This window comes from Mesorhizobium sp. WSM4306 (assembly GCF_007003975.1).
In the GTDB taxonomy this organism is placed as follows: domain Bacteria; phylum Pseudomonadota; class Alphaproteobacteria; order Rhizobiales; family Rhizobiaceae; genus Mesorhizobium.
Genome location: NZ_VFTC01000005.1, coordinates 108,706 through 122,362 on the forward strand (window position 1 = coordinate 108,706; position 13,657 = coordinate 122,362).

Annotated in this window: 16 protein-coding genes; 6 read left to right on the top strand and 10 right to left on the bottom strand. The window is 63.5% G+C overall.

The window, feature by feature from the left end; genetic code table 11:
- The first annotated feature begins 77 nt into the window (after positions 1 to 77).
- The gene (gloB, locus tag FJV77_RS09020; protein ID WP_142866457.1) at positions 78 to 845 is read left to right on the top strand and encodes a hydroxyacylglutathione hydrolase; all 768 of its coding nucleotides are present in this window, start codon (positions 78 to 80) and stop codon (positions 843 to 845) included.
- Between the two features lie 25 nt (positions 846 to 870).
- Complete coding sequence (locus FJV77_RS09025; RefSeq protein ID WP_142866458.1) at positions 871 to 1,311, top strand: cupin domain-containing protein; 441 nt, start codon at positions 871 to 873, stop codon at positions 1,309 to 1,311.
- Here the strand turns inward: FJV77_RS09025 and FJV77_RS09030 are convergent.
- Genes FJV77_RS09030 through FJV77_RS09040 form a run of 3 tightly spaced genes read right to left on the bottom strand, consistent with a single transcriptional unit; the run spans position 1,286 to position 3,672 of the window.
- Positions 1,286 to 1,960 (bottom strand): lysoplasmalogenase family protein, encoded by a 675-nt coding sequence (locus tag FJV77_RS09030; protein WP_142866459.1) that lies wholly within the window; start codon positions 1,958 to 1,960, stop codon positions 1,286 to 1,288. The genes FJV77_RS09025 and FJV77_RS09030 overlap by 26 nt on opposite strands.
- Complete coding sequence (locus FJV77_RS09035) at positions 1,957 to 2,844, bottom strand: EamA family transporter (RefSeq protein WP_142866460.1); 888 nt, start codon at positions 2,842 to 2,844, stop codon at positions 1,957 to 1,959. The genes FJV77_RS09030 and FJV77_RS09035 overlap by 4 nt, the downstream gene beginning before the upstream one ends.
- Positions 2,845 to 2,871: 27 nt before the next feature.
- Positions 2,872 to 3,672, bottom strand: coding sequence for a DUF3108 domain-containing protein (locus FJV77_RS09040; protein WP_142866461.1), 801 nt, complete (start codon positions 3,670 to 3,672; stop codon positions 2,872 to 2,874).
- A 262-nt stretch (positions 3,673 to 3,934) separates the two neighbouring features.
- Between FJV77_RS09040 and rpmB the strand changes: the two genes are divergently transcribed.
- The 3 genes from rpmB to FJV77_RS09055 all read left to right on the top strand — a co-directional run bounded on the left by rpmB (position 3,935) and on the right by FJV77_RS09055 (position 5,712).
- Complete coding sequence (rpmB, locus tag FJV77_RS09045) at positions 3,935 to 4,231, top strand: 50S ribosomal protein L28 (protein WP_023670682.1); 297 nt, start codon at positions 3,935 to 3,937, stop codon at positions 4,229 to 4,231.
- Between the two features lie 122 nt (positions 4,232 to 4,353).
- The gene (locus tag FJV77_RS09050) at positions 4,354 to 5,034 is read left to right on the top strand and encodes a queuosine precursor transporter (RefSeq protein WP_142866462.1); all 681 of its coding nucleotides are present in this window, start codon (positions 4,354 to 4,356) and stop codon (positions 5,032 to 5,034) included.
- Positions 5,035 to 5,037: 3 nt separating this feature from the next.
- Positions 5,038 to 5,712 carry a hypothetical protein gene (locus FJV77_RS09055; RefSeq protein ID WP_142866463.1) on the top strand — a complete coding sequence of 225 codons (675 nt, stop codon included), beginning with the start codon at positions 5,038 to 5,040 and terminating at the stop codon, positions 5,710 to 5,712.
- A 59-nt stretch (positions 5,713 to 5,771) separates the two neighbouring features.
- On the opposite strand, the gene FJV77_RS09060 is transcribed toward FJV77_RS09055, so the two are convergent.
- From FJV77_RS09060 to FJV77_RS09085, 6 genes are all read right to left on the bottom strand, one after another.
- Complete coding sequence (locus FJV77_RS09060; protein WP_142866464.1) at positions 5,772 to 6,248, bottom strand: SRPBCC family protein; 477 nt, start codon at positions 6,246 to 6,248, stop codon at positions 5,772 to 5,774.
- Positions 6,245 to 6,616, bottom strand: a complete 372-nt coding sequence (locus tag FJV77_RS09065) for a metalloregulator ArsR/SmtB family transcription factor (RefSeq protein ID WP_142866465.1) — start codon at positions 6,614 to 6,616, stop codon at positions 6,245 to 6,247. The genes FJV77_RS09060 and FJV77_RS09065 overlap by 4 nt, the downstream gene beginning before the upstream one ends.
- A 145-nt stretch (positions 6,617 to 6,761) precedes the next feature.
- The gene (locus tag FJV77_RS09070) at positions 6,762 to 7,784 is read right to left on the bottom strand and encodes an esterase-like activity of phytase family protein (protein ID WP_142866466.1); all 1,023 of its coding nucleotides are present in this window, start codon (positions 7,782 to 7,784) and stop codon (positions 6,762 to 6,764) included.
- The gene (gene cobT, locus FJV77_RS09075; protein WP_142866467.1) at positions 7,781 to 9,679 is read right to left on the bottom strand and encodes a cobaltochelatase subunit CobT; all 1,899 of its coding nucleotides are present in this window, start codon (positions 9,677 to 9,679) and stop codon (positions 7,781 to 7,783) included. Before cobT ends, FJV77_RS09070 begins: the two co-directional genes overlap by 4 nt.
- An 11-nt stretch (positions 9,680 to 9,690) precedes the next feature.
- Entirely contained in the window at positions 9,691 to 10,677 is a 987-nt protein-coding gene (gene cobS / locus FJV77_RS09080) for a cobaltochelatase subunit CobS (RefSeq protein ID WP_023670677.1), read from the bottom strand.
- Between the two features lie 123 nt (positions 10,678 to 10,800).
- Positions 10,801 to 11,430, bottom strand: coding sequence for a J domain-containing protein (locus tag FJV77_RS09085; RefSeq protein WP_142866468.1), 630 nt, complete (start codon positions 11,428 to 11,430; stop codon positions 10,801 to 10,803).
- A 168-nt stretch (positions 11,431 to 11,598) separates the two neighbouring features.
- Here FJV77_RS09085 and FJV77_RS09090 point away from each other — a divergent pair, with 168 nt between their 5' ends.
- Positions 11,599 to 11,901 (top strand): BolA family transcriptional regulator, encoded by a 303-nt coding sequence (locus FJV77_RS09090; protein ID WP_142866469.1) that lies wholly within the window; start codon positions 11,599 to 11,601, stop codon positions 11,899 to 11,901.
- A 99-nt stretch (positions 11,902 to 12,000) separates the two neighbouring features.
- Here FJV77_RS09090 and FJV77_RS09095 read toward each other — a convergent pair whose 3' ends face one another.
- The gene (locus FJV77_RS09095; RefSeq protein ID WP_142866470.1) at positions 12,001 to 13,554 is read right to left on the bottom strand and encodes an acetolactate synthase large subunit; all 1,554 of its coding nucleotides are present in this window, start codon (positions 13,552 to 13,554) and stop codon (positions 12,001 to 12,003) included.
- Positions 13,555 to 13,657 lie beyond the last annotated feature (103 nt).

The following is a 13,657-nucleotide window of genomic DNA, read 5'->3' on the forward strand; positions in this document are numbered from 1 at the left end:
CAACAAAGGTGCCAAGTTCCGGATGACATCGGCGGGCAAGCGCCCTATGTCTGCGGCGACAGATGGAGAGATCAGAAATGCCGGTCGAAATAGAACAGTTCATGTGCCGCAGCGACAATTTCGGCGTGCTGGTGCATGACCCCAAGAGCGGCGAGACCGCCATCATCGACGCGCCAGAAGAAGCGCCGATCCTGGCCGCGATCGCGCGAACCGGCTGGAAGCCGACGATGATCCTGACCACCCACCACCATGTCGACCATGTCGAGGCCAATCTGGCGCTGAAGGAGCGCTTCAAGCTGCGCATCGTCGGCCCGGAGGCGGAAAAGGAAAAGATCCCCGGCATCGACGAGACCGTCGGCCAAGGCTCGGTCGTCCATCTCGGCGGTGAGCGGATCGATGTCATCGCCACGCCCGGCCACACGGCGGGCCACGTCTCCTATCACCTGCCGGCCTCAAAAGTGGCGTTCACCGCCGACACGCTGTTCGCGCTCGGCTGCGGCCGGCTGTTCGAATGCAAGCCGCCGGTGATGTATGAATCGCTGAAGAAGCTGGCCGCACTGCCGGCCGACACGGTCATCTATTGCGGCCATGAATACACGCTTTCCAATGCCCGCTTCGCGCTGACTGTGGACCCGACCAATTCGGCGCTGAAGGAGCGCGCCGCCAAGATCGAGACCCTGCGCGCCGACAACAAGGCGACGCTGCCGACCACGATCGGCGAGGAATTGTCGACAAATCCGTTCCTGCGCTGGCACGACCCGGCGATCCGTAAGCATCTCGGCATGGAAAAGGCCAGCGATGCCGACGTGTTTGCCGAGATCCGCAAGCGCAAGGACAATTTCTGACCATCGTGACGTTCCGGGAGCAGCCATGACCAGCGCCGCTGAAATCATCGCCACGCTTGGCCTGAAGGCGCATCCGGAAGGCGGCTGGTATGCCGAGACCTTTCGCGACGGCGCTGGCGGCGCACGAGGCCATTCGACGGCGATTTATTTCCTCCTGGAACAGGACCAGATTTCGGCCTGGCACCGGGTCAAGGACGCAGCCGAGGTCTGGCATTTCCATGCCGGCGCGCCGCTGGCGCTGTCGATGTGCGAGGAAGGCGGTGCCGTGATCGAGCAGGTGCTCGGCATTGAACTTGCAGCGGGCGAGCGGCCGCAGATCGTGGTGCCGGCCGGCTGGTGGCAATCGGCGCGCAGCCTCGGTGAATGGACCCTGGTCGGCTGCACCGTGGCGCCGGGCTTCGACTTCGCCGCCTTCGAAATGGCCGAACCCGGCTGGGAACCTAGCTCAGCAAAAAGCCCAGCGTGATCGCCAGCTGGGCTGCGTAATACAGCACCCAGACGGCATAGCGGATGCCGGCGCGATAGGGCGCGATGGCAGGCACCAGGAATTTTTCCGTGGCAAGCAGCCCGTCCGACGCCATGAACATAACGGCGCCGATGATGACCCATGGATTGTCGAGCGTCAGCGCCGAAATGCCCATCGCCAAGATGGCGGCGATATAGACGGCAATCGGCGTGCGCAGGCCGGGGCCGACACGGCGCCAGAGCGCCGCCAGCATGATGACCACGAAGGCCGCCATGGCGAGCGCGATCGCACCGCGCCATGTCTCGGCGCCGAGCATATCCAGCCCACCGCCGCTGCGCAGAAACAGCGGCACATAGAGGATATGCGCGGCGAGGAAGCTGGCCAGTCCACCGAGGAAGGCCTTCTCGCCGTCGCGCGACAGGAAGGCGTCCCCGACGGCGCTGAGCACCAGTGCAGCGACAAGCAGCAACGGCCCACCTTGCATGAAGGCCAGCGCCGCCAGCATGGCCACGGACAACGTTTTTGCCGCCGAGCGGGCCAGCGTCGGCCGCCTGTCGAGGGTGAAGGCGTAGATCACCGCCGCCACCAGCGAAAAAATCAATGTCGCATTGGCATTGGCGTCGATGCTGCCGGCAAACGGCATCGTCATGCCTTGGCTCCGATCTCAGCCGGCTTGCGCAGGAACAGCGACTTCGCCGCCAGGGCTGCGCCGCCGGTGATCAGCACGCAGGCGGCGAGGATACGCAGCGACGGTTCGGCAACGCCGGCCGCGATCAGCACCAGGGTCGACAGAAGCGGCGCCGCATAGCTTGCCGCACCCAGCACCTGGATGTTGCCGCGCTTGACGCCGATGTCCCACGCGTAGAAAGCGGCGCCCACCGGCATCAGCCCCAGACCGAGCACAGCCAGCCACTGGCCGGGGCCGTCGGGCAGCACCGTCTGTTCCAGCAGGAGATGACAGACCAGCGAAAGGGCTGCCGTGGCGGCGCAGAACCAGGTGACGATCGAGGTCGGCACCGCCGGGAAGCGCCGCGACAGCAGCGAATAGGACGACCACAGCAGCGCGCAGACGCCGGCCATCGCATAGCCGAAGGCGTAGCGCGCATCGAAGGCAAGCCCCCCGCCCTTGGTGACGATGAGCACCGTTCCGGCGAGCCCAAGCAGTGCGCCGACGACGTGGTTCCAGGCCAGCTTCTCGCCCGGCATCAGCGCCGAGCCGAGCACGATCAGCAGCGGCCACAGATAGGCGATAAGGCTTGCCTCCACCGCCGGCGCGTTGCGCAGCGCGGTGAAGTAGAAGAAATGGTAGCCGAACAGGCCGGCAATCCCGATCACCCAAACCTGGCGAGGGATCTTCTGGCTTTTGTCGGATGCCGGCATGAACAGCCGGGCGACCAGCCCGACCGCGGTGCCGATGGTGAAGGTGATGGCCGAAAGCAAAAACGGCGGCACCGCGCCCGAGGCGTCGGTGAGCAACGCCAGCAGCGCCCACATGGCGACCGCCGAGAAACCGATCAGTGTTGCGCGCGCCATGCCCGTCTCCGGCGGCGCGCCAGGCGCCTATTCTGTTGCTTCGAACCGCCCCGCGCTGACGGTCAAGGTGCCGATCTGGGTCCCGACCGTAGCACGGATCGGTGCATATATGCCGGTTTGGCCGAGCGGTGCAAACGTCACCATCATCTGGCTTTTGTTCTTCAGGTAATTCAGCGCCTTGCGGCCCTTGCGGTAGCCTGCCACCGGCTCGAACCCCATCTTGCAGGTGACGGTATCGCCCTTGTAGCCCTTGACCGAGATCGAGCCTTTCGAGGCATAGGTCAGCGTCAGGTCGGCGCGCATCTCGCCGTCATAGAACTTCACCTTGCGCCCGCAGACCTTGTCGAGGCTGTCGGCATGGATGACGGTGGCAGCCATCGGGTCGAGCACCGCCGTCAAATCGTTGCCGCCCAGCGGTATCCAGGTCTTGGGGTTGCGCTTTTTCGGCTCAGGAATGACCCGGGTGGCGGTCACCGCGCCGTTGGCAAAGCGGATATCGACCACGGACGCCTTCTTGCCGGACTTGTAGTCGGCGCGGAACGCCTGCGGCTGCATCTGCTTGCCCAGGATCTTGCCCTTTGACGAGATCGTGCCACTGGTGTCGTCGAACAGAGTAGCAAGACCGGCGGCGGCGACGGTGCCGTCGATGGAATAGCTATCGCCTTGATACCGGCTGGAGAATTTCGCTTTGGCCACCGAAAGACCGAGGAAAGACACCGTGTATTCGCCCTTGAAAGACTGCGGAGTGGCTGACGGGGCGGCGGCAAGAGTTGAGGTCGGCAGAGCGATGGCAAGCATGGCCGCAACGGCATGTGACAGTCGAAGCATGGCGGGGTCGTTCCCTAAATTTCCAGGCCGGAGACGGGCACCTCCGGCTTGGCATGTCCCTATGCGACGGCTTATAGGCTGAATTCCGGCCTTTATATGAAAGGGCAACAGCATCCCTCGGGAATGCTGGAGCTTGACGCCCCGGCTAAATGCAACTATGGAACGCCAACTTTTTCCATAAGGCCGCCTGACTGAAACCGCGCGCCGCCCGGCGCGGGCGAAAATGGTTTGGCAGGCTTAGACAGAACTGAAGGTTAGAACCATGTCCCGCACCTGCGAACTCACTGCCAAGGCAGTCCAGACCGGCAACAATGTGAGCCACGCCAACAACAAGACCAAGCGTCGCTTCCTGCCGAACCTCGTCAATGTGACGCTGATTTCGGAAGCGCTGAACCAGAATGTGCGCCTGCGCATTTCAGCCAACGCGCTGCGTTCGGTCGAGCATCGCGGTGGCCTCGATGCCTTCCTGGCCAAGGCCGATGCCAAGGAGCTGTCGCAGCGCGCGCGCCTGTTGAAGAAGCAGATCGCCAAGAAGCTGGCCGACCAGCCCGCCGCTTAAAGATATTAAGGCGGGGGACGACCGCCTTGAGCATCGGAGCGATCCGATGCTCAAAACTTGCAAGGCAGCGCGATCCGCATTTCGGATAGCGCCTGGCTGGTTCCATTACCCAGGATAAAAAAATGACTTCCTTCTCGCGATATCTGCCCTTTGTGGCCGCCATGGCGCTTGTCGTCGTGGCATCGAACATCCTCGTGCAGTTCCCGATGCAGGGCCAGGTCGGCGGCCTGTCGCTGGCCGACATCCTGACCTGGGGCGCCTTCACCTACCCGTTCTCCTTTCTGGTCACCGACCTTGCCAACCGCCGCTACGGGCCGACCGTCGCGCGCCGCATCGTCTTTGTCGGCTTCATGACCGCGGTGGTCTGCTCGATCCTCGTCCCGCCCTTCCTGTTTCGCCTCGGCCTGATCGAATTCGAGACCGCAGCCGACCGGCTGGTGCGCATTGCGGCGGCTTCGGGCGCGGCGTTCCTGTGCGCGCAATTGCTTGATGTGACCGTGTTCAACCGGCTGCGCCGGCAGAGCTGGTGGCGCGCGCCGATCGTCGGCACGCTGGCCGGCTCGGTGTTCGACACCCTGGTGTTCTTCAGCGTCGCCTTTTCCGCCCTTTTCGCCTTTGCCGGCCCGAACGACAGCTTTGCGCTGGAGACGGCGCCGCTGATGGGCGTGCTGCCGGTCGAGACCATGCGCTGGGTATCCTGGGCGCTCGGCGACCTCTCGGTGAAGCTGATCATCGCCGTGGTGGCGCTGATCCCCTATCGGCTTCTCGCCGCCCGCTGGAGCCAGCCGGCCATGGCTGTCTAGGCCGTGATCCCCTGGGTCCAGCTCGACTCGGCCAAAACGCCTGACGGTGGACAGGAACTACGGTTAAAGCAGCGTGGCACCGAATTCTCGATCATGCTCGGCACCAACGAGCTGATGAACAGCCGCCTCAGCGGCTCCGAGGAAGCGCTGGCAAAACTCTCCTGCGACAGGATCGCCGGCCGCGGCCGGGCGAAAATCCTGATCGGCGGCCTCGGCATGGGCTTTACGTTGCGCGCCGCACTTGCCGCACTGGGCGCCGACGCAGGCATCACCGTTGCTGAACTCGTCCCGGCGGTCGTCGCCTGGGCACGCGGCCCGATGGAAGCGGTTTTCGCTGGCTGTCTCGACGATCCCCGTGTGAGCGTCCGCGAGGCCGATGTCGGACACATCATAAGATCCGACAAGGCGGCCTGGGACGCCATCCTGCTCGACGTCGACAATGGCCCCGAAGGCATCGTCTACAGGGCAAACGATGCCCTCTATGGCGCTGCGGGCCTCGGCGCGGCGCGTGCCGCATTGAAGCCGGGCGGTGTGCTGGCGGTGTGGTCGCAAGGCCCGGACAGCGGCTTTACGCGCCGGCTCAAGCAAGCGGGTTTTGTCGTGGACGAGGTGAAGACGCGCGCCAACGGCAAGCGCGGCGCCCGCCACGTCATCTGGATCGCAACCAACCGGCTCTAGCGGCCGCCTGTGAGAACAGGCGGGGGGATCGCTTGGATCCCGCACGCCGTGGATGGAAGCTATCTCGACAGTTCGGCGGCAAGAGCTTCCAAAAGCCCGCGCGTGCCCTCTTCGCGGCCTTGCGCCGAATCGACACCATCGAAGAACACGCCCTGTTCGGTGAAAGTCAGGCGAGTGCCCTCGCCGGAGGGCGACAGCTCGATGGTGGTCAGCGACGCAGACATTGGCTGCGGCCCGATTGCCATCCGGTAGGAGAACACAATGCGCCGGTCCGGAACGATGTCCTGAAACTGCGCGTCGAGCCTGATCTCCGGGCCGCCCTGGTAGCTGAACCGAGACACCTCGGCGCCGCCGACACGGAAGTCGAAGCTGAATTCAGCGATGGTGAAGCCGTGGCCTTCGACGCGCCAGCGCCGCACCGTCGCCTTGTCGGCAAAAGCATGGAAGACCTTGGCAGGCGACTGCGGATAGGTGCGCTCGATGGTGAAGGTGGAGTGGATGACGGAGTGGTCGTCTACGGGGGCGATCTGGTTCATTGCTTCTGGTCCTTGTCCTGGTTCTTCTTGGGGGACTGGTCTTTGGGGTCTGTCTCGGCCAGGATCTGGCCAAGGCGGTCAAGGTGGCGTTCCGCCGGTATGCGGCGTTCCGCGATCCAGTCGGCGAGCGGAGCGAGCCCGCCCGGTTCGATCCGGCAGGTGCGCACCCGCCCGATCTTTTCACTGCGGATCAGCCCGCAGGCTTCCAGCGCCTGCAGATGCTGCAGCACGGCGGCAAAGGTCATGCCGAACGGCTCCGCCAGCTGGCTGACGGTCGCCGGTCCGCGGCTCAGCCTTTCCAGGATCTGGCGGCGGGTGGGCTCGACAAGAGCCCGCAGGATGCTGTCGATCTCGAAATGGTTAAGCATGGACTTGAGTATCCTCCGTGCCACTCTAACAGTCAAGCCATGGCTTAAGTATTTTCATTCTGAGAGACCGGCGGCAAGCTGCCGCTCGATTCAGAGTGACGGAGAAATGCTGGGGAGAATGACGACCGTCGAGCAGAAGCGCCGCTCAATCCTTGTGCAGGATGAATTCCAGATAGAGGTTGCGCTGCAGGATCGAATGGTTGTCGTCAGAGATCAGCGACACCATCACCGCGCCGTCGTCGCGGGTCCAGACGTCGAGCCCTTCCATATTGTCGATCTGGTAGCCCATGTCGGCTTCCATCAGCACCGGTCCGTCGGCAACCGCGCCCTTCTCGATGCTTTCGCCATAGATGCGCCTGAGCCGCATCTTCACCCCGCCGGCCATCGAAAAACTGCGCTCCAAGAGCAGCAGGTCGCCATCCGGCAGGAAGGCGCCGTCGGTGATGTCGAAATCGCCATTGCGCTTGACGGTCAAGACGCCCTTGTGCGGCCCTTCGATAATAGCGGCATAGATGTTGCCGGCCTTGTCCAGGCTCTTTTCGGAGACCACGACCAGCCCGCCCTCGTGCTGGCCATAGGGATTGGCGTGGGTGACAGTCTCGAAGCCGCGATTCTGCCTGAGTTCCCGGGCCGGAACCAGGAAGTTCAGTTGCTTGAACGGCGCGCTCATACTGTCCGGATTGATCTTGAACTGGGCGACGCGATGGTTGCGCTCGAAGCCGACGGTGGCGATGCCGTCCTTGACGGCCAGCCCCTCCGCGTCGACCTGCCATTTCTTGTCGATCGGCCGGCCCTGCTCATCGACCATCTGCTGCATGCGGAAATTCTGGATACCCGACGGACGCCGCTCGGCATCGTGGGTCAGCGTGCCGAAGAACCAGAAGCCGGCATCGGCAACGCCGATGAAATCACTGCCGGGCTTGAGGAAACGAAACGCCGACAGAGCGCCGAAATCGCGCGTCGGCGAGGTCATCTCCAGACCGCCGACGAATTCCAGCGGCCCGAAATTCTTCTCGTCATGCCCGATATGGAAGGCGCTGATCGGCCGTGCCGAGACTTCGACCGGCTCCACCGCGCTTGGCCCGGCGGCGATGGCTGGCAAGGCCATGCCGAACAAGGCAATGGCGGCGAAAAGCGTCTGCCGGAAGCAGCCTCGCAAGGAAATCATCCGGCGCGCCGATAGCCGCCGCGCCGTGTGTCCTTCGCGCTCTCCTCGGCAAACAGCGAGGCCAGCTGCTCGGTCATGGCGCCGGCCAGTTCCTCGGCATCGACAATGGTGACGGCGCGGCGGTAATAGCGGGTGACGTCGTGGCCGATGCCGATGGCCAGAAGCTCCACCGGCGAGCGCGTCTCGATCAGTTCGATGACGGCGCGCAGATGGCGCTCGAGATAATTGCCCGGATTGACTGACAGCGTCGAATCGTCGACCGGCGCGCCGTCCGAGATCATCATCAGGATCTTGCGCTGCTCGGGCCGGGCGATCAGCCGGTTGTGCGCCCACAGCAGCGCCTCGCCGTCGATGTTTTCCTTGAGCAGGCCTTCGCGCATCATCAGGCCGAGATTGCGCCTGGCTCGGCGCCACGGATGGTCGGCGGATTTGTAGATGATGTGGCGCAGGTCGTTGAGCCGGCCAGGGTTCGGCGGCTTGCCGTCCTTCAGCCACTTCTCGCGCGCTTGGCCACCCTTCCACGCCCGCGTGGTGAAGCCGAGAATTTCGACCGAGACGCCGCAGCGCTCCAGCGTGCGCGCCAATATGTCGGCGCAGGTGGCGGCCACCGTGATCGGCCGGCCGCGCATCGAGCCCGAATTGTCGAGCACCAGCGTCACCACCGTGTCGCGGAATTTGGTGTCGCGCTCCTGCTTGAACGACAGCGGCTGCATCGGATCGATGACGACACGCACCAGTCGTGCCGGATCGAGATAGCCTTCCTCGAGATCGAAATCCCAGGAGCGGTTCTGCTGCGCCATCAAGCGACGCTGCAAGCGGTTGGCGAGCCGGCCGACGACGCCGGAAAGATCGGCCAGCTGTTTGTCGAGGAAGGCGCGCAGCCGGTCGAGTTCTTCCTCTTCGCACAGCTCTTCCGCACCGACCGTCTCGTCGAAGGCAGTGGTAAATATCTTGTAGTCGATCTCTTTCGGCAGATTGGTGAAGGGGTTGTCGTTGCGGCGGGCTTCGCCCGGCGTTTCGGCGTCCGCGTCGTCATCGTCGGACAAATCGTCGGCGGTGGCGTCGGAGGCCTCCGTCTCGGACGACTGCTCGTCGTCAGCCGACGCTTCGGCATCCTCGGACTGCGACTGCTCGGAGCCGGAATCGTCTTCGCCGCCCTCCTCGCTCTGCTCCTCGCCCTGCGGCTGGTTCTCGTCATTGTCTTCGGAGTCTTCGGTCTCCTGGTCGTCGCCGAGTTCCTCGGCCATCTCCATGGACGCCAGCATGTCGCGCACGACGCGGGCGAAGGCCTGCTGGTCGCCGAGCTTGGCCGAGAGACCATCGAGGTCGGCTTTGGCCTTCTCCTCGACCCAAGGGCGCCAGAGTTCGACCAGCCGCTCGCCGCTCCTAGGGATCGGCCGTCCCGTCAGCTTCTCGCGCACCATCAGCGCAAGCGCTTCCTCGATCGGCGCGTCGGCCTTGTCCTTGACGTCGACAAGGTTGGCCTTGGCGTATTTGTCTTCCAGCATCGAGCCGATATTGTCGGCAACGCCTTGCATGGCGCGGCTGCCGATCGCCTCTACGCGGGCCTGTTCGACCGCATCATAGATCGAACGCGCCAGCTTGCCTTCCGGCGCCAGCTTGGTGTGGATGCGCTGATCGTGGCAGGCCCTCTTCAGCGCCATGGAATCGCCGAGCCCGCGGGTAATCGCGATATCCTCTTTCGAGGCTTTCTTCGGCAATTCAGGCAAGCGGGCACGACTGCCGGCAAGTGCGGGCCTGTCCTTGGCGAAACCGACTTCGAGTTCCTTGTCGCCGGCGATGGCGCGCATGCAGACGGTGACGGCGCGCTTGAAGCTGTCTGCTTCAGACCCCGTCTTCGACTTGTTGCGCGTGTTGTCGCCCGGACCCGCCATCGAGGCTCTGCTTAGCCCAGCACCACGTTGGCCGCGCTTTCAGGCAGATCCTCGCCAAAGGCGCGCTGGTAGAACTCGGCCACCACCGAACGTTCGAGCTCATCGCACTTGTTGAGGAAGGTCAGCCGGAACGCCATGCCGATATTGCCGAAGATCTCGGCATTTTCGGCCCAGGTGATGACGGTCCGCGGGCTCATCACGGTCGACAGGTCGCCATTGATGAAGGCCGAACGCGTCATGTCTGCGACGCGGACCATCTTGTTGACGATGTCCTTGCCCTTGCCGTCGCGATAGTGCTTGGCCTTGGCCAGAACGATGTTCACCTCATTGTCGTGCGGCAGGTAGTTCAGCGTGGTGACGATCGACCAGCGATCCATCTGCGCCTGGTTGATCTGCTGCGTGCCGTGATAGAGGCCCGTGGTGTCGCCGAGACCGACCGTATTGGCGGTCGAAAACAGCCGGAACGCCGGATGCGGACGGATGACGCGGCTCTGGTCGAGCAGCGTCAGGCGGCCCGACGATTCCAGCACGCGCTGGATGACGAACATCACGTCCGGACGACCGGCGTCATACTCGTCGAAGCAGAGCGCGACATTGTGCTGGTAGGCCCAGGGCAGGATACCGTCGCGGAATTCGGTGATTTGCAGCCCGTCCTTGACGACGATGGCATCCTTGCCGACGAGGTCGATACGGCTGACATGGCTGTCGAGATTGACGCGCACGCAAGGCCAGTTGAGGCGGGCGGCGACCTGTTCGATATGGGTCGACTTGCCGGTGCCGTGATAGCCAGACACCATGACGCGGCGGTTGTAGGCAAAGCCGGCAAGGATCGCCAGCGTCGTCGCCTTGTCGAACAGATAGTCCGGATCGATGTCCGGCACATGCTCCGATGTCACCGAATAGGCCGGCACCACCATCTTGGACTCGAAGCCGAATTTGTCCTTCACGGAGACCGTCGTGTCGGGCAAATTGGCGATGTCGCGATCGACCTTGTTCATCTCTATCCACGTCTCCACGGGCGAAAAGCCTGATTTCGCCGGCAATCGATTTTGTCCGGGGGCGGTCTTAGAGCCTTTTCCACCCTTATGAAAGTTGGAAAACGACACGAATCGTTGGGTCGCTCAGCACAAACCCGCCTGCTTGAGCACGCGATAGGCCTGAAGCACATCGCGGAACCGGTCTTCCGAACCTCTGTCGCCGCCATTCGCATCCGGATGGTGACGCTTCACAAGTTCCTTATAGCGCGCCTTGATGTCCTTGCCAGTCGCCTTTGTATCAAGGCCAAGCGTTTCCAGCGCCTTGGCCTCAAGCGGCTTGGCCTTGCGTTCGCGCGCCTCGCGCGGGTCCTTCGGCCCTTTGAACAGGTCGAAAGGGTCGCGCATGCGGTTGTAGTAACCGGCGCGGCCGGATCGCATCTGCGCCATATCGGGGGAGGAGCGCGTCGAGGCGCCGGCGAGGCCCATCTTCCATGTCGGCCGGTGGCCGGTCATCGCTTCCTTCTGGAAGCGAGCGATCTCGGTGTCCGGCACACCGGAGAAGTAGTTGAAACCCTTGTTGTATTCACGCACATGATCGAAGCAGAACTGGAAATACTCGCCTTCCTTCATGCGACCGACCGGCGCGCGATGGGTGCCGGCCTCCTTGCAGCCGTCCCACTGGCAGATTGGCGAGCGCGACTTCAGCTCCGCGTCCTTTTCGGGACGGATCCGAATCTTCTCGAAATATTTGGGGTACGGTTTCATCTCACCCATTTATGGGCTGTTCGCACGTGCGAAACAAGAATTGACATTTTCGCGATGATCGCCCTAACCGCTGAATCGCGGCATAAAGCAGGGCGAATGGTGATTTTTGAGGCGGCCCGGCGAGATCGATCCCGATTTCCCGATCACGCCTTGCAGATATGGTGAAGGGAAACGGCGATGTCCATACAGGCGACCATGGAAGACAAGCTGAACAAGGCGTTTTCGCCGGAGCGGCTGGTCGTCGTCAACGAAAGCCATCTCCATGCCGGCCATCACCACCACGGCTCCGACCATCACGGCGCCTATGACGGCACCGGCGAGACGCATTTTCGCGTCCGCATTGTCTCGCCCGTCTTTGCCGGCATGAGCCGCATCGACCGCCACCGCGCCGTCAACGAATTGCTGGCGGCGGAGCTGAAGGCCGGCGTTCATGCACTGGCCATCGAACCGGCAGCACCCGGCGAAAAGACCCGCTGGTAAGCGTTGGATCAGGATGGCGTTTGATCGAATCCTGATCCAACTCTCTGTCGGAGCATGATCTCTTCCGAAAAACCGGTTCCCACTTTTCGGGATCATGCTCTAGATCATCGCTTCGATCAGAAACGGTCCGGGTCGCGACAGCGCGCTGTCGAGCAGCGCGTCGAAGCGCTCACACGTATCGGCACGGGCCGCTTCGACGCCCATGCCGTTGGCCAGCGCAACCCAGTCCAGCGCGGGATGGTCGAGATCGAGCATACGCCTGGCGTTCTCACCGATCGAATTCACACCGACATTTGTCATTTCACCATGCAGGATGGCGTAGGTCCGGTTGGAAAACACGATCGTGACCACGTCGAGCTTTTCCCTGGCCTGCGTCCACAGGCCCTGCACCGTGTACATGCCGCTGCCGTCGGCTTCGAGATTGATCACCTTGCGGTCCGGACAAGCGATCGCCGCCCCGGTTGCCATCGGAATGCCGCCGCCGATCGATCCGCCCGTGCCCATCATGTAATCGTGCGGGGCCGCATATGCCGACAGCGCAAAGAATCGCCTGGCCGAGGTGACCGCTTCGTCACAGACGATGGCATTGGCGGGGAGCTTGCGCGCAACCGACAGTGCGATTGCATCGTCCGTCAGTCTGCCGCTTGGTGTCGGTTCGTCTGGAAAGGCCGTTGCGATGGTGAGTTGCTTCGTCGACTTGATGCCGAGTTCGTCGGCCAACGCCTCCAGCGCCGCTTTCAGATCCTCGCCATGCGCCGCCAGCGAAATTACCTGGCAATCGTCTCGGACCAGCCGTCCCGGCTTGCCCGGATAGGCGAAGAAGGCCACCGGCTCCTTCGCGCCGACCAGCACCAGCACATCGACATCCCGGAGCGTAGCTGTCGCCGCATCGACCGGATAGGGAATGCGCGTCGGCGCGAACCGCCCGCGCCCGCGCTGCATGCGCGCGATCAGAACCTCGCTGAACAGGCGGACATCACCGGCCGCCGAGATTCGACCTGCGATTTCAAGCGCATCGGCCCGCGCTGCCCGCCCGCGCACCACCATGCCAATACGGCTCGGACGGGCGCGGATCGCTTCGGCGACCGTGCGCACGGCTTCCATGTCAACGGCGGGCAACGGCGCCAGCTTCACCTTAGCAGGTGAAATTGCGTCGACCTCGCCCCAGGCGGCATCCGCCGGCAGGATCAGGGTCGCGACACCAGGTGGGGTCAACGAGGCGCGGAAAGCGGCCTCTGCGGCAGGCGCGATATCGGCCGGGCCTTTGACGCGGCCGACCCAATTCGACATCGGCGCCGCCAGGCCCACTATGTCGCTGGTCAGCGGTGCGTCGAGCGGCAGATGGTAGGAGGCGTGATCGCCGACAATGTTGATCATCGCGCTCCGCGCACGCCTTGCGTTGTGCATGTTGGCAAGGCCGTTGGCCAGGCCCGGGCCGGTATGCAGCAGCGTCGCGGCCGGGCGATCGGTCATGCGCGCATAGCCGTCGGCGGCACCCGTTACGACGCCCTCGAACAGGCCGAGCACGCACCGCATCTGGGGCTTGCGGTCCAGTGCGGCCACGAAATGCATTTCCGACGTGCCGGGGTTGGCAAAGCAGACCGTGACGTCATTGGCCAGCAGCACGTCGCACAGCAGATCGGCGCCATTCATGAAATTCTCTCCGGTTGGCGTCACAAAGCAGACGGTCGAAGGGTGCAATAGCACCTGCAAACGCCGGCACGGCAATATCCCGCCGGCGCTTTTGGTCTGATCC